The following is a 19735-nucleotide window of genomic DNA, read 5'->3' on the forward strand; positions in this document are numbered from 1 at the left end:
CCCCCGCCCCACCCACTGCGGATAGGGGGGACGCAGCCAGCGAGGCGGGGGTGAGTGGAACCCTGTTAATTACTGGGCGACGGTTTTCACCTCCTGCTCAGCCGCCGTCGAACGCCCATACACATCTTCAAACCGCTCGATATCGTCTTCACCCAGATAACTACCGGACTGCACCTCGATAATCTCCAGCGGAATCTTCCCCGGATTACGCAGGCGGTGCACCGAAGCAATCGGGATGTAGGTCGACTGGTTCTCGCACAGCAGGAACACCTTCTCGTCGCAGGTCACTTCGGCCGTGCCGCTGACCACGATCCAGTGTTCGGCGCGGTGGTGGTGCATCTGCAACGACAGGCAGGCCCCCGGCTTGACCGAGATGTGCTTGACCTGGAAACGCCCACCCATGTCCACCGAGTCATAGGAGCCCCAGGGCCGGTAGACCTCGCAGTGGTTCTGGGTTTCGCTGCGGCCCTGGGCGTTGAGGGTGTTGACCATCTGTTTCACGCCCTGAACCTTGTCCTTGTGGGCGATCATCATGGCGTCCTTGGTTTCGACGACGACGATGTCTTCCAGGCCGATCACCGAGACCAGTTTGCCGTTGCCGTGGATCATGCAGTTGCGGCTGTCCTGGATCACCACGTCGCCCTTGCTGACGTTGCCGTTTTCGTCCTTTTCATGCACGTCCCACAACGACGACCAGCAACCCACGTCGCTCCAGCCGGCGCTCAATGGCACCACGCAGGCGCGTTGGGTTTTTTCCATCACCGCGTAGTCGATGGAGTTGTCCGGGCACTGGGCGAAGGTGGCTTCGTCGAGGATCACGCCGTCGCCGTCCTGGGTGCTGCGCTCCAGGGTCAGCAGGCAGGTGTCGTAGATGTCCGGGTCGTGTTTTTTCAGCTCTTCGAGGAAGCGGCTGGCGCGGAACAGGAACATGCCGCTGTTCCAGAAGTAACCGCCGGCCTCGACGAACTCGATGGCGCGTTTTTCATCGGGCTTCTCGACGAACTGCGAGACCCGGCTGACCCCCTCCGGCAGCAGCGCGTCGTTGCTCGACTTGATGTAGCCGTAGCCGGTTTCCGGCTTGGTCGCCGGGACGCCGAACAGCACCATTTCACCGCGCTCGGCGGCTACCGTGGCCAGGGCCAGGGCGCGTTGCAGGGCTTTCTGGTCTTCGAGCACGTGGTCGGCGGGGAGGACGAGCATCAGCTCGTCGCGGCCTTCGTTGACCAGCAGCATGGCGGTCAGGGCCACGGCCGGGGCGGTGTTGCGACCGAAGGGCTCCATCAGGATGCGCTGGGTGGTGAGCTGGCGGTTGCTCAGTTGTTCGTTGACGATAAAACGGTGGTCCAGGTTGCAGACCACGATGGGGCTTTCCATGCCGTCGAACACCAGGCGTTCCAGGGTTTGCTGGAACAGCGTTTCCTTGCCGGTGAGGGCGAGGAACTGCTTGGGAAACTGCTTGCGCGAAAGCGGCCAAAGACGTGAGCCGCTACCACCTGAGAGGATTACTGGAATCATGGTGTTACTCCTTTAAGCGATCTATGGGTTAGAGCTATGTGGCGAGGGGGCTTGCCCCCGTTCGACTGCGCAGCAGTCGCAAACCCTGAGAGCGAGGTTTGCCTGATACACCAAGGTGTATGGTTTCAGGGCTGCTTCGCAGCCCAACGGGGGCAAGCCCCCTCGCCACAGGTAATTCACCCGGTTTGATAGATGTATAAATGACCTGCATCCCTGGTGAATCGATCAGCGGGTCGAAACCGGGCGCTTGACCCACACCGGCGACAGGTTGCTGCCGTTGCCGGTGACGTAGAGCACCGCCGCTTCACCGCGCTCCAGGGCCACCGGCTTGAGATCGCTGACCTTGGTGGTGCCGTCGTACAGCGCAAAGCTGACTTTCACCGGGTTGATCTCGCGTTCGCCACGGCCCTTGGCGGCCACAGCCTGGACCACGTCGGTCTTGCCGTCAGCGGTTTTCAGGGTCAGGGCCTTGTCACTCAGGTTCTGCACCCGCACCAAGGATTTCTGCTTGTTCTTGAACGGCGGCTCTTCGATCAGTTGCGGCTGGCCGCTGGCGTTGTTGACCAGGGTGTAATAGTGGTCGGCGGCCAGTTTCAGCGGCAGGGCCTGGCTGCCGACCTTGGCGCTGTAGTCGCCGCCGGGCATAAAGCTGAAATCACTGCTGGCCAGCGGCGCGACTTCATTGATCGCGGTGGCGCCGACGGTGGCGCTGACTTCCTGGTTGCTGGCGTTGTAGATACGCACGAAGCTCGAACCTTTCGGCGCGACCGGGCCGTACAGCGCGGCATCGCCGCCGGCCCAGACCGGCAGGGACAGCAGGCTCAGGCCGGCGGCCAGGGCCAGGGTTTTGACCGTGCGTTGTTGGACGTTTTTACGAGTGACGTTGAAGGTCATGGTAAGTACCTCTTTCAGTTTTGCGCCTGTGCAGGCGACTCGGATTTAGGTGTGTTCAGGACCAGGTTCTGCTGGTGCAGACCTGCGGCTTTCAATTGCGCGACCCACTGCGGGTCGGCATCGCCGATTTCGTTGTTGACCGGCAGGTAGCGTTCCGGGAATTCCCAGATCAGCAGCTGCGGTGGGCTGTTCTTGAAGGCGTCGCTTTCCAGGTAGGCGAGCATCGGCAGGATCGGGCCGTGGCCGTCTTCGGCGTAATTCACCACGTCGCGGTGCAGGGCCTGCTTCAGTGCGCCGACGAAGTTCCAGTTCGGGTTGGCGCTGTAGCTGGTGCCGATCAGCGCCACCGGGACTTCGTTGTCGGCAAACAGTGCGTCGCCGCCGGCCGGCTGCTCGTCAACCGCGCGGGTGGTGCGTTTTTCCAGGGGCTCCTGGGGCGGCATCAGGTTGCTGAACAGCGGGTCCAGCGGCAGGAACAGGGTCAGGTCGCCCTTGTGCTGTTCGGTCTTCTCGGCTTCGGTGACAAAGCGCTGCGGCTCGCCACTGAGCGGGGCATGCTTGCCGATGGCGTCGGCCAGTTGGGTCGCGGCGATTTGCGCGCCGTCCGGGGTCCAGTGGGTGTCGGTGCGCAGGAACACTTGCCGGCCTTGGTCCTTGGCCTGTTGCAACGGACCGAGCAGGTCGGGGGCGAGGATCCGGTCGGCGGCGACCCGGGCGTGGAAGTCCTGGTAGAGGTTGGCGTGGATGCTCGCCGGACGGACATCGCCCAGGTGTTCCGGGTACAGGCGGACCTTGGCCGGAACGATCGCCATCACCAGCTTCACGCCCTTGGCCTTGAGGGCCTGGCGCACACCTTCGACCAGGGCGTAGTTGCCTTGCAGGTTCTGCTGCTCGCCGGCGATGGGGTTGAATTCCTCGTCGCTGTAGAGCCACTGGTCGCGGCCCAGCACCACGCCGGGACGGCCTTCGTTGAACAGCTTGAAGTCCAGCGCGGCCCAGAGGTTGGTGCCCAGGCGCTTGATCGGGAATTCGCCGTCGTAGCGGGTTTCCACGGCCTTGGTCCAGCGCCCGTCGAGCAGGGTGGCGTCGGCGTTGGTGCTGAAGCCGATAAAGCTGCGCAGCGACCACAACCCCAGCGCCAGCAAGGTGGCGAGGAACAGGGCGATGTAGAGGATGCGTAATGAGCGGGTCATGGTCGGCTCCCTCAGAACTGGAAGTAAAGGAACGGCGAGAAGCTTTGCGCCGAGAGTTTGAGAATCGAGGCGATAAACAGCAGCAGCACCAGGGTGCGCATCAGGTAGCGCGGCCAGTCGGCGACCCAGTAGGCCGGTTGCACCTGGGCCTTTGTGCCGACGCTGTAGCCGGGTTCGTGAATGCTGCCGGCGGCTTCACCGGGGACGGCCTTGATCAGGCCGGGTTGCGCGGTGGCCGGGCCGTCTGCGGGTTTGGCTTTCGTGGCGGGCGGGTTGCTGTAGAAGTCCCGCAGGCCGAAGAACGCCAGGGTCGCGTAGGCCAGTACCAGGGTCGCGACTTGCAGGCCGGTGAGGCTGGCGCGGTTGAGTTCCGACAGCGACCACTCGCCGAAGCTGAACATGGCGCCGTACATACGGGCGGCGACGTGGAGGTTTTCGGAACGGAAGATCACCCAGCCCATGATCACCAGCAGGAAGGTCAGGGCCCAGCGGATCGGGTTGAAACGCCGTGGCGAGGTGTCGATGCCCAGGGCTTTTTCAATCGCCAGCCACAGGCCGTGCCAGGCACCCCAGACGATGTAGGTGAGGTTGGCGCCGTGCCACAGGCCGCCGAGCAGCATGGTCAGGAACAGGTTGCGGTAGGTGGTCAGCGTGCCTTTGCGGTTGCCGCCCAGGGTGATGTAGAGGTAATCCCGCAGCCAGGTCGACAGGCTGATGTGCCAGCGCCGCCAGAACTCGGTGATCGACTGGCTGATATAGGGCTGCTTGAAGTTCTCCATGAAGCGGAAGCCCATCATCAGGCCCAGGCCGATGGCCATGTCGCTGTAGCCGGAGAAGTCGAAGTACAGCTGCGCGGTGTAGGCCAGGGCGCCGAGCCAGGCGTCGCCCGTAGTCGGGTGTTGCAGGGCGAAGCAATGGTCGGCGACCACCGCCAGGGTGTCGGCGATAAAGACTTTCTTGATAAAACCCTGCATGAACCGCGTGGCGCCCTCGGAGAATTTGTCGAGGGTGTGGGTGCGGTTGTTGAACTGCTCGGCGAGGTCGCGGAAACGCAGCACGGGGCCGGCGATCAGGTGCGGGAAGATCGCCACGAAGGCCGCGAAGTCGATCAGGTTGCGGGTCGCCGGGGTGTCGCCGCGGTAGACGTCGATGATGTAGCTGATGGACTCGAAGATGTAGAACGAGATGCCGATCGGCAGCAGCACGTGGGTCAGGATGAAGGGTTCGAGACCGAACGAGGTCATGATCGCGTTGAGGCTGTCGACGCCGAAGTTGGCGTACTTGAAGTAGCCGAGGATGCCCAGGTCGACGGCCACGCCCAGCAGCAGCCAGCGTTGTGCCGGTTTGCTGCGCACGCCGGCGGCACCGACCTTGAGGCCGATCCAGTAGTTCCACAGGGTGACGCCGGCGAACAGCGCCAGGAAGTCGACCCGCCACCAGGCGTAGAACACGTAGCTGGCGATCAGCAACAGCAGGTTGCGATAGCGTTGCCCGCTCAAGTAGTACAGGCCGAGAAAGATCGGCAGGAACAGGAACAGGAATACGTTGGATGAAAAGACCATCCCGAGCTCTCCTTGTTTCATCAACGGTCAAGGGCCGAAGCCCCCCCAAACCCCCCATGGAAATCAGGGGGGTACATGACATCCGAATCCACCGCGATCCCTGTAGGAGCCGGCTTGCTGGCGATGGGGCCCGTGAGCCTTGCATCGCCTGTTCGGCCGCTATCGCCAGCAAGCCGGCTCCTACAAAAGGGCGGTGTGCCTGTTGCTAGTGGTTGCCCTTCTCGTGCGTCGGGTCATAGACCTTGGTCAGGTCGCCGCCCAGGCGGAAGGTCTTGAACGGTTGCATCGCATGTTTGTGTTCAAGCACGTCCGGCGCGCAGGTGTAGAGGCTGCAGTAGGGTTCCAGCCAGGCGAATTTCGAATCGACCTTGAGGTCGGTCATGTCCTGTTCCTTGCCGTTCTTGGCCTGGAATTCCTGCGGATCTTTCACGCCGGCCAGCACCCGGTCACCCAGACGTTTCAGCGCACCGTTGTTTTCCTGACGCAGGTCCACACCATTGGCCAAGGCAAAACTGGCAATCATCGCCAGCGGCGGCAACGCGTAGTTGTGATAGGCCAAGGCCCGTTGCTGACGCTTCAGTTCATTGGGCAGGAACCCCTGCGCATCGACCTGGTTGGCGCCGATCTTGTATTCCTTCACCGACCAGTCGAACAGGTCGCGACGGTCGGTGGCGATCGCGGTCGCCATCACCGACCAGGCCGCCCAGTACGAGTGGTTGTTGGTTTTTTCCAGTGGCAGGTTGTCCCAGTCGCTGATCACCTGGTCGGCCATCTTGCTGAACCAGGCCTCGATCAGTTGCGCTTCCTTCTGGTGGGTCGCCAGCGGATGGGAGTCGGAGAACTTCAGGCGGATATAGGCCGAGGCCATGCTGCCCAACGCCCATTTGCGCATGGACTTGCCGGTGTGGTTGAAGTCCTTGGACATCAGCGCATCGGCCTGGGCCCAGGCGGTCAGCCAGTTCAGGGTGCAGCTCAGCTGTTCCGGACGACCGTCACGCATGAACTGCATCACCCGCTTGCTGGTGCCGCGTTCCATCTTGGTTATGTCGGAGGTGGTGTCGCGAAAGGATTTTTCCGACTGCACATTCAGCGTCGAGCGGGCCTTGTCGGAACCCTCGTATTTGCTGCGGAACTGCAACGAACCGGTGTAGGGCGGGGGCATGGTGTCGCAGCCGTCGCTGTTGTCGCCGGTCTTGATCTTGTCGATGGCGGCCAGGTAACCCTGGGGCGGACGCAGTGGCGCGGCGGCCTGGGCCGAACTGGCAATGATCGCCAGGCCGAGCAGCGAAGGGGCAAGCAGTGTGCGCAGTTTCATCGGTAGGCTCCTCATAACCCGGCCTGTGCCACATGGGGCTCGGCGCTGGGGAATACGTTGCGTTTGCAGATCTTCGCCTCGACTTGCTGCGGCGCGGTGCCCGCTTCCGGGCCCTGGACTTCGACGGCCAGCAGGTTCTGGTTGGCCCAGTCTTCGTCGGTGCGCAGCTCAAAGGCGAAACGTCCGTCGGTGTCGGAGGTTTGCGGTTTCTCGATCTTGATGTCCTCGTGGCGACCGTTCATGTACCAGAGGGTGGCGTGCAGGGTTTTCACCGAGGTGTCGGCGAAGCGGATGTCGACCTGGTGTCCGCTGTTGCGCAGGTCGCGGTTGTTGCTGTTGACCAGCAGTTCGTTTTTGCCCGGTTTGACCGTGGTGCTGGCGCTCATATCAGCGCTTTTACCTTCGCAACCGTTGTCGAGTACGGACATCATCTGCCGGTAGATGGTTTCCTGGTCGAGGCGATACAGCGGCGAGAACTCCCAGATCAGCACTTTCGGCGGGGTCTTCTGGAACGCCTCGCTGCCCAGGTACTGCAGCATCGAGCCTTCCAGGCCACCGCCGGGGAAGGCGACGTTGAGGATGTCGGCGCCGATGTACTGTTGCAGGAAACCGGCGAAGTTGTAGTTCTTGCCACTGTGGCTGGTGCCCACCAGGGTGATCTGCGGGTTGCCGGCATCGCCGAACAGGTCGCCGTCCGCGGCTTCGCCCTTGGGCTCGGTGCTGAACTGTTCCATGTACTGGATCGCGTAGCTGGTGCCGCAGAGCTGGCCGGCCATGTTGTGCAGGGTGCCGGTCTTGCCCATGCGCCCGGAGACCTTGGTCTCGAATTCACGGTGGGGAATGTCGGCAAAGCCCGGCATCTTTTTCACCGTCTCGGCGACGATCTTCGCGGTACGCTCGGCGCCGTACGGGGTCCAGTGCTGGTCGCCACGGAAGTAGAAATCGTGGGCCTGTTGCTCGTTGGTCAGCGGCGACAGGTCCGGTACGTGGTAGCCCATCTTGGCGAAGCGCCCGAGCATCGCCTGGTAGTTGCCCAGGGCTTTTTCATAGTCGAACCTGGCGCGCTCGGCCGGGAACAGTTTGTTGCGATCCACCAGGCCACGGGTCGGCTGATAGACCACCACCAACTCCACGCCCTTGCTCTTGAAGGCATCGTGCAGTTGTTGCAGGCGCCGGTAACCGGCGGGGCTGGTGTCGAACTCGGTGCGCAGGTCTTCCTGGGTGCGGAACAGCCAGTCGCCCTGGGCCTGGACCAGGGTGGTGAAGTTCTGCTGGTAGCGGCTGACGTAGTTCTTCGCGTCATGGGCCGCCGGGCACAGGCTGCAGCAGGGCTCGGCGGTAAAGCTCGGCGCCTGGACTTCCTCGGCCTTGAGGCTGCCGCTGGCGGCGAAGATCGCCGCGGCAAGGCCGGACAGGCCGAGCAGTTTGATCAGATGTGGGTTCATAAAGGTCGTCCTCAATCCCGCAGGGGTGTCTGGCGTTCGACGGGGTCGATCAGCACGGCTTTCTGCTGGCGCACCAGCAGGTCGAGAATTTCATCCTGGCGCTCGCCGAGAATCCCGGTGAAGCTGATGCCGCTGGTTTTCGTCGGGGCGAGCATCGACACCCGGTACAGCTCGACACTCAACGGCGAGTCGATGGACAGCGGGCCGCTGCCGTTGCCGGCCAGTTCGCCACCGACCACGATCAGTGAAACCTCGGCATCGAACGGGTCGAGCTTGATGTCGCGATCGGTGTCGCTCAGGTCCTTGATGTGGCCGTAGACCCCGGTCAGGCCGTTGGCCATGGCGACGTTTTCGTACAGGCGGATATTCACGCTGTTGCGGATGCGGATGCCGTGGCGCTTGTTGCCGATGACCTTGTTGGCGTAGATCAGGTTGTCGGCACTCTCGTAGAGGGTGATGCCGTCGGTGTGGTTCGTGTAGATCTGGTTGTAGGCGATCAGGTTGTTGACGCTGTTACGGTCGATCACCAGGCCCGAGAGGTGGTTGTCGTAGCTGCGGTTGTTGAAGATGAAGCTGTCGTTCACTTCCCGGGAAATGATGATGCCGTGTTTCTTCCTGGTCCCGTGGACGGTGTTGTCGGCGATGATCAGCCCGTGGGAACGGTCGTGGGGGTCGATGCCGTAGACGATGTTGTCGCGGTAGGTGTTGCCCTTGAGCACGAAGTCACGGGTCTCGTAGCAGTAGAAGCCGTACCACATGTCCGAGAACTCGGAGCCGATGATCCAGCCGGTCGGCTCGGGCCGCTTGAGCACCTTGGCCATGTTCGGCGTGTACTGGGAAATACTCACGCCGTAGGACTTGCTGTTGGCGTAGCCGAAGCTGGCCATCTTGCTGTTGACGATATAGGTCTCGGTGCCACCCCAGGCCAGCAGGAAAGGCCGGAATTCCTGGGGCGAACGGAAGGTCGCCGGGCTGTTGTCGGCTTCGCGCCAGCCGGTGACCCTGGTGTCACGGATAAACAGCTGGCCGTCGTTGATCAGGAACGCGCCGCCTTCCTGGGACAGGCGCAGTTCCTGGGTCTGCTTGTCGACTTCAAGGATGCCCTTGCGCCCGACCACGATCGGCAACCTGGCCAGGAACACCCCCGGCGAGGTTTCGCTGATGTATTGCTTGGGCAGCTTTTTGCTCAGGTCCTTGAGGTTGATATAGCCGTCGTCGATGAAGATCGCCTGGGGAATGCCATGTTGGCGGACCACCCATTCGGCCATCTTGTTGTCACCGCCGATAAAGTCCTTGAGGGCGTCTTCCTGCATCATCTGGCGGACGCTGATCTTGCCCGGTTTGCCGCGCACGATCTTCGCCGCGACGGCCTCGGCGGTGTAGCCGCGCAGGTCCGGCAGCTTGGGTTTTTCCAGGTGCAGCGGCGCGGTCGGCGCGCTGCTGACGGTGTAGGTCTTGGCCTGTTGCAGTTCCTTGGCCAGGATCGGTGCGTGCTCGGTTTTAACCGGCGGCGCATCGACGCTGGCAAAGGCCGCGCTACTGGCCAGCAGCAGGGCGCCGGCCAATACGCTGAGCGAGCCTTGCAGGGCGCTGTGGTTCATCTCGGTCACTCCCTTGGCGGTCTGCATCAGAAGCGCCAGATCACGTCGACAAACGCGCGGTGCATATAGGAATCGACGCTCTTGCCGTAGGCATCGCCGGGCTTGAACACGCCGCCGCGAAAACGCACCAGCGCCGAAGGTTCGTCGATGGACTGGCTCAGCGCTGCCGGCAGCAGGCCTTGCTTGAAGTACTTGGTCACCACCAGGTCGACTTCCTGGCCCAGGTCTTTCTTGCCGTCCTGCAACGGCAGCGAGGCGCTGGAGAGCAGGGCGCCGGTGGCGTCGTCGTAGTTGTTCTGCACGGCGTTGATGCCGTTGCTGCCGACGTCCTTTTGCCCGTCGACGCGCCAGAACTTGTGGTAGATGAGGCTCGCGTCGTAGTCTTCGCGCAGCTGCCAGGAGCCGAACAGGGTGGCGGTCTGCAGGTTGTTCATTTCGCCACGGAAGGCTTCGCCGAAACGGTGGGTCCGCGAGCGGGTGCCGGTGAAGTTCGAGCGATTGCTTTCCAGGCCGTTCTGTTCGTAGTCGCCGCTGGCGCGGGCATAGGCGGCACCGACCTGCCAGTTCGGGTCGAGGCGCAGGCGCACGCCGAGGTCGGTGGCCCAGCCGTTGATATGGCTGCCCTGGCTGGCGTCCACGGGGCGGCTGCCGTCGGCATTGAGCGGGTTGACGCTGTCGCGGTGGCCGCTCATGCCGGTCAGGCTGGCCCAGTAGTTGACGGTGTTGGTGTTTTTGAAATTGTAGGCATCGCTGTCGGCTTCCAGGCCGAGCCAGGTCAGGTCGCCGTTGGCCTTTTTGTCCAGCGGGTCGGCGACGACGCCGGGTGTCGGGTAGTCGAGCTTGCCGTCGTCATGGGTGTGGTGGGCGCGTACGCCGAGCCACTGGCCGGGTGTCCACTGGTAGGCGACGTCGCCGTAGACATGCAGGCGGTCCTTGTCCTGGGGCGCCAGTTCGGTGAGGTCGGTGCGGTATTCGCTGAAACGCTCGGCGGCGCCCAGGTTGGCCCGCAACAGGGTGGTGTCGAAGCTCCAGTTCAGTGCCTCGATATTGGTGTCGCGCCATTGCCCGTCGTCATTGCGCAGGCGCTGGCGACCGAGTTTGAGCATCTCGCCCGGATAAGGCGTCAGGCCCTTGTAGCCGACCCAGAATTCGCGCAGGGCCAGGTAGCTTTTTTCCGGCTTGCGGGCGTCGTTGCTCGAGGTTTCCTGGCTGGCATCGGCCTGTTGCAAGGTGTCGGTTTCAATGATGTCGCTGGCGGTCACGGCCTGGCCCATGGCGTAGGCGCTCCAGTTGCCGCGCTCGCCGTAGGCCCACGGACGCAGGTCCAGGCCGATACCGTTGACGTCGCCGCCCTTGAGGGTGCCGAGGTCGCGGTCGTCTTCGGATTGGCCGGTGATTTTCACTTCGAGGCCGAAGTTCTTGGTCTCGGTCATCGCCGCCAGGCTCGGGCAGGACCAGAGCAGGGCGACGCTCAGGCCGATACCGGCCTTGACGAAAGGATTGAGAGTCATAAGGTTTTTTCCTCGCGGTCGCCTTCCTGCAGGACTTGTTGCAGGTCCAGCGGATTGCGGCTCAGGGTCCCGCGCAGGCGCTGCTCTTGTTGCAGCAGGCGCTGGGCATCGGCGCGCTGGGCCGGCGGCAATTGGGCGTCGAGTTGTTGGGCCAGGTCATTGGCCAAGGGGGTGTCCTGGGCTTTGGCCAGTTGGCTGAAGACGTAGGCGTTGAGCGGATCGGGTCGGGTGCCACGGCCCTGGGAAAACAGTTGGGCGATGGCGAAGTCGGCGCTGTTCTGGCCGTTGCGGGCGGCCTTGAGCAGATGGTCGAGGGCCTTTTGCGAGTAGACCTGGCCGAGGTAGCCACGGCGATAGATCTGCCCCAGGTAGTAATCGGCGGCGACTTCCTTGCCGACGGCTTTCTGGAAATGCGCCTCGGCCTGCTTGGCGTCGGCCGGCACCCATTTGCCTTCGTAGTAGAGCTTGCCCAGCAGCAGTTCGGCGCGGGGCTGGTCGGCGGCGCGGCCGTTGTCCAGGTATTCCATCATCTGCTTGACGTCGCCCAGGGCGGGGAAGTCGTAGAGCAATTGCGCCAGGCTGACCCAGGACGCCGGGTAGCCGGGGGCGATCTGTTCCAGCAGTGCCTGCGCGGTCTTTTCATCCGGCTGGCCGAGGCTTGCATCGCTGAGCACACGGGCTACGCTGTCGACCCGTTGGTCACCGACGGTGCCACGGCGGTAGGCGGCCTGCAGTTGCTTGAGCAAGGCGGCCTGTTGGTCCGGCTGGGCGCGTTTCTGGTACACGGTGGCCAGCTCGACGTAGCAGATGTCGCTGCTGTTGAGCGCGGTCCTGCAGATCTTTTCCACCTCGTCCAGATGCTGGTCGTAGGTGTCCTGGGTCCGATAGAGCAGCACTTGCGCCAGGCCCGCTTCCGGGTAGCCGGCGCTGCGCCATTGGCTGATCTGTTGCTGGGCGTTGACCTCGGGGAAGCTCTGCGGGAATTGCAGGTAGAGCATCGCCAGGGCAATCAGGGTGTTGCCTTCCCCGTTGGCGAAGGCCTTTTTCAGCAGGCCTTCGGCTTCGCGGTGCTCGGCTTCGCTGGCACCGGGCTTGGCCACCAGCAGGCGGCCCAGACGGGCCTGGGCCCGGGGCGAGGTGTCGGCGGCGGCGCGGTAGGTCGCTTCCGCCAGCTTGAGCTGGGCCGGGTCGCGGCTTTCCACCTGGATATCGGCCAGGCCGACCTGTGCGTCGCTGTAGCCCAGGTCCGCCAGCTTGCGGTAATTCTGTTCGGCCAGGGCGGTGTCGCCGCGCTTGAGCGCTTCATTGGCCAGGCGCTGGTCGGGCAGGCCGGCACAACCGGCGAGGCCGATCGCCATGGCCAGTGCCAGCGGTAGGGGCAGGGTGCGTAAGGTCGTCACAGGCATGTCCTCCGCTTAAAGACCGGCGGCCACGGCTTTGTCGATCAGCCAGTTCATGCTTGGCCCGCGGTCGCTGCTGACCTCCACCGGACGGCCGGCGAGGGTGCTGTCGAGGCTTTCGTCCGGCTTGATCAGGACGCGGATATCGGAGGACAGGTCGGTGCTTTTCAGGCTGGTGCTGCTGACGATCCTGCCCTGGCGCATCTGGTCTTCGCCGGCGATCTGGAAGTTCACCCGGGTGCCTGGACGCACGTCGCCGAACTGGCGATAGGAGAAGCGCGCCTCGACATTCGCTTCGCTCCCTTTAGGCACCAGCTGGAAGATCACATCGCCCTTGCTGGCGTATTGGCCGTTGGCGACCAGTTGCTGGGCCACCGTGCAATCGCAAGGCGAGGTCAGGGTGCCGGTCATCTGCTTGCCGAACAGTTCCTCGACCTTGGCCGGCTCCAACTGGTTGTCGTCCAGATGGCCCTTGAGCACGTCGAGCATGCTGGTGCTGAAGGTCGCCAGCGGCGCGCCCTTGGCGGCGACGCCGTCTTCCTTGATCAGGCTTTGCACGGTGCCGTCGCGGGGCATGGTGATGCTCATGCCCGGTACGCTGACCAGGCCGGCCTGGGCATGGCTGACGAAATACAGGCCGTAGACCGATTTCAGGACAAAGCCGAAGGCCGCGAGGCCCACCACGAAGACACCAAGGGTGAAGGTCACGGCGCGCAGGCGACCGAACGGGCTCATGCCGCTGCCGTCGTCCTTTTTCTTGCGCGCCTTGGTGAAGTTGTCGCGCTGCAGGGTGGCGAGCACGTCGCCCATGTTGACGATGTCACCGGACAGGTGCGAGGTGATCAGGTGGCGCAGGGTGCCGATGTCCTGCTGCTCCAGGTTCTGGAACTGGCAACCGACCCGGCCGTTCTGGCGGTCGTAGGAGCGCACCTGCAGTTCGACGTCCATGGCCAGGCCGAGGTTGTCGATGACGAATTGCAGGCGGCCCTTGTACACCTCGCCGAGCTTCAGGCCCAGGGCCTGTTGCGGCGGGACATTGAAGCTCAGGCCGCCGGCGGACAGGTCATGGACCCGGACTTCCAGGGGCTGGCTCTCGCTGCCGAGGAAGCGCAGCTTGGCCGGGATTTTCACCCGCGCATGCTGGCGCTGGGCTTCGGATTCGTGGACGACGTTGGCATTGACTTGGGAATTCATGGGTATAGCTCCATTCGCTAATTCAGGCGGGTCGGGTCAAACCATCGTCATCAGCACGGCGACGAAAATGCTGCCGGCGGAGAAGGTCATGGTTCGGGACGACCAGGTGTTGAACCAGCCTTGGAAGCTGGCGAGGTCGCGGCTCAGTTTGGTGTCCTGGCGGGTCCAGGATTGGCGGTCGAGGCGGAAGAACACGTAGATCTTCATCAGGGCGCCGACGATCTGGTTGTAATAGAGAATCACCGGGTAGGCCGGGCCGATGCTGTGCCCGGAACAGGCCAGCAGCAGGGTCAGAATCAGTCGGGTCAGGCCGATCCACAGCAGGTAGGCGAGGATGAAGGCGATGCCGTACTTGAAGCTGGCGATCAGGGCCACGGTCAGCCCCAGCAGCGAGGTCCACATCGACACGCGCTGGTCGAACAGCACCACGCTGGTGAACAGGCCGAGGCGGCGGATCCCCAGGCCCAGGGCCCGGGAGTTCTGCCGCAGGTTGTTGCCGTACCAGCGGTACATCAGCTTGCGGCTGGATTTGATAAAGCTCTTTTCCGGCGGGTGTTCCACGGTGTGGATTGCCGCGTCGGGTACGTAGAAGGTGTCGTAGCCCAGGCGCATCAGGCTGAACCAGCTGGACTTGTCGTCGCCGGTGAGGAACTTGAAACGGCCCAGGCGCCAGTGTTGCAGCGAGTCGTTTTCGACGTCGGCGATAAAGGCCGGGTCGGTGACCACGCTGGCGCGGAACACCGACATGCGTCCGGTCATGGTCAGCACGCGCTTGGACAGGGCCATGGAGCACATGTTGATGTGACGCTGGGCGAAGCGCAGCTTGTGCCATTCGCTCATGATGTAGCCGCCGCGCACTTCGCAGAACTCGTTGGTGGTCAGGCCGCCGACATTGCCGAACAGCTGGAACCAGGGCACGGTCTTGCGCACCACGCCTTCGCTGAGCACGGTGTCGCCGTCGATCACTGCGACTACCGCGCGGTCGTCCGGCAGGTGGCGGGAGATGGCGCGGAAACCGAAGGCCAGGCCGTCGCGCTTGCCGGTACCGGCGATGCGCACGAAGTCGAGCTTGACCCGATCGGGCGGATTCATTTTCGCCCAGAGACTCTTGACCAGCAGTTCATCGGACATTTCCACCAGGGAGCAGACCACGGTGGTGGGGAAGCCGCAGTCGATGGCTTCGCGGATCACCGAGCTGTAGACCTGGGCGGTGGTCAGCGCGTCGATGCGAAAGCTGGTGACCATCAGGAACACCTGCGACGGGTCCGCGGCCTTGCCCAGCTTGCGCACTTTGCGGCGCAGGTGCGGGTAGACGATGTAGAGGAAAATCATCCCGCGCACGAAATGGGTGGCGCCCATGGAGTAGCGCCAGATGCCCACGGCGCCGATCAGGAAGATGAAGTCCTTGGAGTCGGCGTCGAAGGTCGAGGTGGGCAGCAACAAGGCCAGGCCCATCAGCAAACTCAAGTAGAACAGCCAACCGGCGGCCTGAAGAAGGCCGTGTTTTAGCCTGTGCATAATCTGCATCCGTCTCTGTCTCGGGCGAGCCTGTCGGCTGGTCCGATGGTGTTAAGGCAGGCGTTACGGGGCGTCCTTTCGGACGCCATCGCCAGCAAGCCGGCTCCTACAGTACGGAGCCGTACGTAATGTTCGCGTTCCACCCCGTCCATGTAGGAGCTGGCTTGCCGGCGATCAACCGCGTAGCGGTTGCTGTTGGTTTACCAACAGATACCTTCGGTCCGGCCACTCGCGCTGGTGGCTTTGGACATGAAGCCGACCAGGTCGATGACCTGTTTGCCGTGGGGGGCGTTTTCGGCCAGGGCGCGGAAGCGCTCGTCACGGTTGCCGAGGATGATCACGTCGCTGTTGTCGATCACCTCGTCGAAGTCGGCGTTGAGCAGGGACGACACATGGGGAATCTTCGATTCGATGTAGTCCTTGTTCGCGCCGTGGACACGGGCGTACTCGACGTTCTTGTCGTAGATGCTCAGGTCGAAACCCTTGCCGATGAGCATTTCCGCCAGTTGCACCAGCGGGCTTTCGCGCAGGTCGTCGGTGCCGGCCTTGAAGCTCAGGCCGAGCAGGGCGATGCGGCGTTTGTCATGGCTGGCGACGAGGTCGAAGGCGTTCTGCACCTGGCTTTCGTTGCTGCGCATCAGCGAGTTGAGCAGCGGCGAGTCGACGTCCAGGGAACCGGCACGGTAGGTCAGGGCGCGGACGTCCTTGGGCAGGCAGGAGCCGCCGAAGGCAAAGCCGGGGCGCATGTAGTACTGGGACAGGTTGAGGGTCTTGTCCTGGCAGACCACGTCCATCACTTCGCGGCCATCGACCCCGACCGCCTTGGCGATGTTGCCGATCTCGTTGGCGAAGGTCACTTTGGTGGCGTGCCAGACGTTGCAGCTGTACTTGATCATCTCGGCGACTTCGATGTCCTTGCGGATGATCGGCGCGTCGAGTTCTTCGTAGAGGGCTTGCAGGACGTCACCGGAGGCGCTGTCGAATTCGCCGATCACGGTCATCGGTGGGAAGTCGTAGTCCTTGATCGCGGTGCTTTCACGCAGGAATTCCGGGTTGACCGCGACACCGAAGTCAATGCCGGCCTTTTTCCCCGAGCAGTCTTCGAGGATCGGGATCACCACGTTTTTCACGGTACCCGGCAGCACGGTGCTGCGCACGACGACGGTGTGGCGGGTGGTCTTGTCCCGCAGGACAAAACCGATTTCGCGGCACACCGATTCGATGTAGTTGAGTTCCAGGTCGCCGTTCTTCTTGCTCGGTGTACCGACGCAGAGCATCGACAGGTCGGTGGCGCGAATCGCTTCGGCGAAGTCGGTGGTGCCACGCAGTCGGCCGGTGGCAATGCCCTGGGCCAACAGGGCTTCCAGGCCGGGTTCGACAATCGGCGATTTGCCGTTGTTGATCAGGTCGATCTTGTCCTGGGAGATATCGACGCCAACCACATCATGGCCCCGTGCAGACAGACAACCGGCGCAGACTGCACCGACGTAACCCAAACCGAATATGCTAATGCGCATTGCACTTACCTCTATCTTGATCACGCCATTAAATGGCCGAAGTTGATGTAGCCAGTCACCGTGGTGCACTCGCAGGGCGGCCAAAGAGGTCGCATTCGGGAGTGCAGGCATATAACTATCGAGTGGCTAAATAATTGCACTCAAGTTGTGCGCAGCGTGGCCTTGTTATTAGGGGCATGCCCTTGAATATGGCCGGCGTTCCTGGGGAAGGCCTTTGCCAGCGTGCCTAAAGCCTGCTTGTGTCCACGGAAAAAATATTGTGGATCAACAGGTTGTAGTCGCCTTGCAACGGCTTTGTCTGAGGGCCTGCCTTGGCCTGTGTAGGGGATATCATGGGGCTGTATCTCCTGTCCTTTACTGTCGGTTGAATGTGTGGGTCGCGGTTGTAAGTCGCTGTTGGCAACTTAAACATTTCATCCCGCCTCCATGTAAGTCTTCTCTTACAAGCTCTGTGAGAATCGTTACGGGTGGTATGAGCGATGTTTCGGAACATAAGTTCCGGTCCGCTCATCCTGTTTCCTGGAATTCCTGGGAATAGGATGAAAGATGGCACGGCTTCATATTGATAGCACTTTCCGTTTCGCCCTTTAGTTATGGGGATTAAAAATGCCGAGATGGTGGTTTGCCACTATGGGAAAAAAATTCTGGTGCCACTACTCAAAAAAATTGGAAATGTCGAGTGAAAGAATTTTCATGGTTGTAACAGTCGGTTTATTGGCGTCAAGTAATTGGTTTTTTAGGGTGTTGCAGGAGGGGTAAAGAGGTGAATCGTCGGGGTTACACATTGCGTGTAGTGCACCGAGTGGGGGCAGGGTAACAGATGTGTGTACCTGGGGCGCGGTCTTGTGGCGAGCGGGCTTGTCGGGACGCCGCACCGCCACGTTCGGCTGCGAAGCAGTCGTAAAACCTGCGATTGCGTTCTGTCTGACACAATGAAGTCGCTGATTTTAGGGCCGCTTCGCGCCCCAACGCGGGCAAGCCCGCTCGCCACAAGTAGGTGTTCGGTAGTTACTCCGGCGCGTGATCGCGCAAAAACACCAGATTGTCCGCCTTGGACAGTTCCGCACTGAACCGGTAGCCCTGTTCGTCGAACGCCTTCAATTGCTCAGGGTTCTGGATACGCTCCTGAATCACAAAGCGCGCCATCATCCCCCGGGCCTTCTTCGCGTAGAAGCTGATGATCTTGTACTGGCCGTTCTTCTGGTCGCGGAACTCGGTGTTGATGATCCGTGCGTTCAGGGCCGGGCGTTTGACCGCCGAGAAGTATTCGTTCGACGCCAGGTTCAGCAGCACCTCGTCTCCTTGTTCGGCCAGGGCTTCATTCAGCCATTCGCTGATGCGCGTGCCCCAGAAGGCATAGAGGTCCTTGCCCCGGGCGTTGGCGAATTTGGTGCCCATTTCCAGGCGATAGGGCTGCATCAGGTCCAGCGGGCGCAACAGGCCGTAGAGGCCGGAAAGCATGCGCAGGTGGGTCTGGGCGTAGTCGAAGTCGGCGTCGCTGAAGTCTTCGGCGTGGAGACCGGTATAGACGTCACCCTTGAACGCCAGCAGCGCCTGCTTGGCGTTGTCGGGGGTAAAGGCCGGGTTCCAGCTGCCGAAACGCGCGGCGTTGAGGCCGCCGATCTTGTCGGAGACGTGCATCAGCTCGCTGATCTGCGCCGGGCTCAGGGTGCGCAGTTGCTCGATCAACTCCTGGGAGTGGTCCAGGTACTGCGGTTGGGTGAAGCGCTGGGTCACCGCCGGTGTTTCGAAATCGAGGGTCTTGGCGGGGGAAATCACCATCAGCATGAAGTCGTCTCCTTTAATCGTCGGGGGATTCTAGGGGGTTGGGCGGTTTGACTCCACCTATGATGGCGATAGGGGCGGCACAGGATCGGCTATAGTGCGCGGCGGGTTCTGAAATGGAGGCACCCTTCTTGCGTATCGTTCTTTTCTTCTCGGCCCTGCTGGCCTGCTTCGCCGCCGTTGCCGCGCCGAACGACCCCGCGACCCTGGATCGCAGCACCTGGCCCGAACAGCTGAGCAGCCCGGCACTGTTCGATGTCGCCTCGCGCGCGGAAATCCTGATGTTCGCCCATCTGCTGCTGGTCAGCGAGCTGCTCGACGAACCGGCCCTGAAAAAGCGCCTGGGCCTCAAGCAGATCAACATGACCGCCATCGACACGGTGCGCCAGCGCATGTGGCAGCGCCTGCTGACCAGCTACAACGCCGCCCAGCAGAGCTGCGATGAGGATGCGTCCTTCTGTTTCTATGTCGAGGACATGGACAGCCTGCAAAAAGCCGCCGGCAAGTTCCGGGTCGCCGATGACTCCTTTTATGTCCGCTGGGCCGACCCGGCCCGGACATTCAATGAACGTTACCTGGACGAGCAATTGCGCCTGGCCGCGCTGTTGCCGCAGACCAGCAGCGAAATCCAGCTGATGGGCGATCACGAGCGCAATGGTGAAGGCTTCAATGACCGCCTGTTCCTGCTGACCTTCGAGGGCGGGCCGACGATGGCCCAGGGCAATACCGACGAATTGGCCGACTACCTGCGCAAACAGAAGATGAGCGGCCTGTTCTTTGTGATCGGCAATGCCTTGCAGACCCGTCTGGACAAGACCTCGATGCCGGCGGTGCGCGAGCTTTACCGCCAGCAATGCGTCGGCGTGGAGGGCTGGCAGTACCGCTCCCACAGTCAATGGCAGGACTGGGAAGACTCGATCCTGCGCAGCATCTCGCTGGTGCAGAGCGCCTTGCCGGACAACTATGCCGCACTGTTCCGCCCGCCTTACGGGCAGCGGCGGGCCGACGGCGCGGCGTTTTTCAAGGCCCAGCACTTGCAGGTCGCGTTGTGGGACATCGATTCGGCGGATGCCACCGGCAAGCTCAGCGCCGAGCAGTCCGCCCAGCGGGTGATGACCCTGATGCTGCTTTGGCGGCGTGGCGTCATCGTCTTTCATGACACCCAGGACAAAGCGCGCACGGCATTGCCCTGGCTGCTCAAGCAGACCGCCGAAAGCGGGATCGGCTGGCAGGGATGCAAGGAGGCGTTTCGCTAGGCGGAAAAAGCGCAAGTGCCGGCATCGGC

The 19735-nt window shown here is 62.4% G+C and carries 14 protein-coding genes; 1 reads left to right on the top strand and 13 read right to left on the bottom strand.

Annotated elements, in window-relative coordinates; translation table 11 throughout:
- Positions 1 to 69: 69 nt before the first annotated feature.
- The 13 genes from CWE01_RS17525 to yaaA form a co-directional block, all read right to left on the bottom strand.
- Entirely contained in the window at positions 70 to 1515 is a 1446-nt protein-coding gene (locus tag CWE01_RS17525) for a mannose-1-phosphate guanylyltransferase/mannose-6-phosphate isomerase (protein WP_100941799.1), read from the bottom strand.
- Positions 1516 to 1740: 225 nt separating this feature from the next.
- The gene (locus CWE01_RS17530) at positions 1741 to 2409 is read right to left on the bottom strand and encodes an alginate O-acetyltransferase AlgF (RefSeq protein ID WP_100941800.1); all 669 of its coding nucleotides are present in this window, start codon (positions 2407 to 2409) and stop codon (positions 1741 to 1743) included.
- 14 nt (positions 2410 to 2423) lie between these two features.
- Positions 2424 to 3602, bottom strand: a complete 1179-nt coding sequence (locus CWE01_RS17535) for an alginate O-acetyltransferase (protein ID WP_100941801.1) — start codon at positions 3600 to 3602, stop codon at positions 2424 to 2426.
- Between the two features lie 11 nt (positions 3603 to 3613).
- Positions 3614 to 5164 (bottom strand): MBOAT family protein, encoded by a 1551-nt coding sequence (locus tag CWE01_RS17540; RefSeq protein WP_100941802.1) that lies wholly within the window; start codon positions 5162 to 5164, stop codon positions 3614 to 3616.
- Positions 5165 to 5369: 205 nt separating this feature from the next.
- Entirely contained in the window at positions 5370 to 6479 is a 1110-nt protein-coding gene (locus CWE01_RS17545) for a mannuronate-specific alginate lyase (RefSeq protein WP_371917145.1), read from the bottom strand.
- Positions 6480 to 6490: 11 nt separating this feature from the next.
- Positions 6491 to 7924, bottom strand: coding sequence for an alginate O-acetyltransferase (locus tag CWE01_RS17550; RefSeq protein WP_100941804.1), 1434 nt, complete (start codon positions 7922 to 7924; stop codon positions 6491 to 6493).
- Positions 7925 to 7935: 11 nt separating this feature from the next.
- Positions 7936 to 9552 (bottom strand): mannuronan 5-epimerase AlgG, encoded by a 1617-nt coding sequence (gene algG / locus CWE01_RS17555; RefSeq protein WP_256346812.1) that lies wholly within the window; start codon positions 9550 to 9552, stop codon positions 7936 to 7938.
- A complete protein-coding gene (locus CWE01_RS17560; RefSeq protein ID WP_100941805.1) occupies positions 9552 to 11036 on the bottom strand; it encodes an alginate export family protein in 1485 nt (494 codons plus the stop codon). Before CWE01_RS17560 ends, algG begins: the two co-directional genes overlap by 1 nt.
- Positions 11033 to 12442, bottom strand: a complete 1410-nt coding sequence (gene algK, locus CWE01_RS17565) for an alginate biosynthesis TPR repeat lipoprotein AlgK (RefSeq protein ID WP_100941806.1) — start codon at positions 12440 to 12442, stop codon at positions 11033 to 11035. The genes CWE01_RS17560 and algK overlap by 4 nt, the downstream gene beginning before the upstream one ends.
- A 9-nt stretch (positions 12443 to 12451) precedes the next feature.
- Positions 12452 to 13630 (bottom strand): alginate biosynthesis protein Alg44, encoded by a 1179-nt coding sequence (locus tag CWE01_RS17570; protein ID WP_100941807.1) that lies wholly within the window; start codon positions 13628 to 13630, stop codon positions 12452 to 12454.
- Between the two features lie 36 nt (positions 13631 to 13666).
- Positions 13667 to 15148, bottom strand: coding sequence for a mannuronan synthase (gene alg8 / locus CWE01_RS17575; protein ID WP_100941808.1), 1482 nt, complete (start codon positions 15146 to 15148; stop codon positions 13667 to 13669).
- Between the two features lie 200 nt (positions 15149 to 15348).
- A complete protein-coding gene (locus CWE01_RS17580) occupies positions 15349 to 16665 on the bottom strand; it encodes a nucleotide sugar dehydrogenase (RefSeq protein WP_100941809.1) in 1317 nt (438 codons plus the stop codon).
- A 1008-nt stretch (positions 16666 to 17673) separates the two neighbouring features.
- Entirely contained in the window at positions 17674 to 18453 is a 780-nt protein-coding gene (gene yaaA, locus CWE01_RS17590) for a peroxide stress protein YaaA (protein ID WP_100941811.1), read from the bottom strand.
- Positions 18454 to 18581: 128 nt separating this feature from the next.
- Between yaaA and CWE01_RS17595 the strand changes: the two genes are divergently transcribed.
- Positions 18582 to 19706 carry a polysaccharide deacetylase family protein gene (locus CWE01_RS17595; protein ID WP_100941847.1) on the top strand — a complete coding sequence of 375 codons (1125 nt, stop codon included), beginning with the start codon at positions 18582 to 18584 and terminating at the stop codon, positions 19704 to 19706.
- Positions 19707 to 19735: the final 29 nt, after the last annotated feature.

The organism is Pseudomonas sp. QS1027, from assembly GCF_002814235.1.
Taxonomy (GTDB): domain Bacteria; phylum Pseudomonadota; class Gammaproteobacteria; order Pseudomonadales; family Pseudomonadaceae; genus Aquipseudomonas.

What these genes read in the sequence shown, in the direction of transcription:
- CWE01_RS17525 (WP_100941799.1), bottom strand. Translation starts at nt 1,515, where the DNA reads ATGATTCCAGTAATCCTCTCAGGTGGTAGCGGCTCACGTCTTTGGCCG.
- CWE01_RS17530 (WP_100941800.1), bottom strand. Translation starts at nt 2,409, where the DNA reads ATGACCTTCAACGTCACTCGTAAAAACGTCCAACAACGCACGGTCAAA.
- CWE01_RS17535 (WP_100941801.1), bottom strand. Translation starts at nt 3,602, where the DNA reads ATGACCCGCTCATTACGCATCCTCTACATCGCCCTGTTCCTCGCCACC.
- CWE01_RS17540 (WP_100941802.1), bottom strand. Translation starts at nt 5,164, where the DNA reads ATGGTCTTTTCATCCAACGTATTCCTGTTCCTGTTCCTGCCGATCTTT.
- CWE01_RS17545 (WP_371917145.1), bottom strand. Translation starts at nt 6,479, where the DNA reads ATGAAACTGCGCACACTGCTTGCCCCTTCGCTGCTCGGCCTGGCGATC.
- CWE01_RS17550 (WP_100941804.1), bottom strand. Translation starts at nt 7,924, where the DNA reads ATGAACCCACATCTGATCAAACTGCTCGGCCTGTCCGGCCTTGCCGCG.
- algG (WP_256346812.1), bottom strand. Translation starts at nt 9,552, where the DNA reads ATGCAGACCGCCAAGGGAGTGACCGAGATGAACCACAGCGCCCTGCAA.
- CWE01_RS17560 (WP_100941805.1), bottom strand. Translation starts at nt 11,036, where the DNA reads ATGACTCTCAATCCTTTCGTCAAGGCCGGTATCGGCCTGAGCGTCGCC.
- algK (WP_100941806.1), bottom strand. Translation starts at nt 12,442, where the DNA reads ATGCCTGTGACGACCTTACGCACCCTGCCCCTACCGCTGGCACTGGCC.
- CWE01_RS17570 (WP_100941807.1), bottom strand. Translation starts at nt 13,630, where the DNA reads ATGAATTCCCAAGTCAATGCCAACGTCGTCCACGAATCCGAAGCCCAG.
- alg8 (WP_100941808.1), bottom strand. Translation starts at nt 15,148, where the DNA reads ATGCACAGGCTAAAACACGGCCTTCTTCAGGCCGCCGGTTGGCTGTTC.
- CWE01_RS17580 (WP_100941809.1), bottom strand. Translation starts at nt 16,665, where the DNA reads ATGCGCATTAGCATATTCGGTTTGGGTTACGTCGGTGCAGTCTGCGCC.
- yaaA (WP_100941811.1), bottom strand. Translation starts at nt 18,453, where the DNA reads ATGCTGATGGTGATTTCCCCCGCCAAGACCCTCGATTTCGAAACACCG.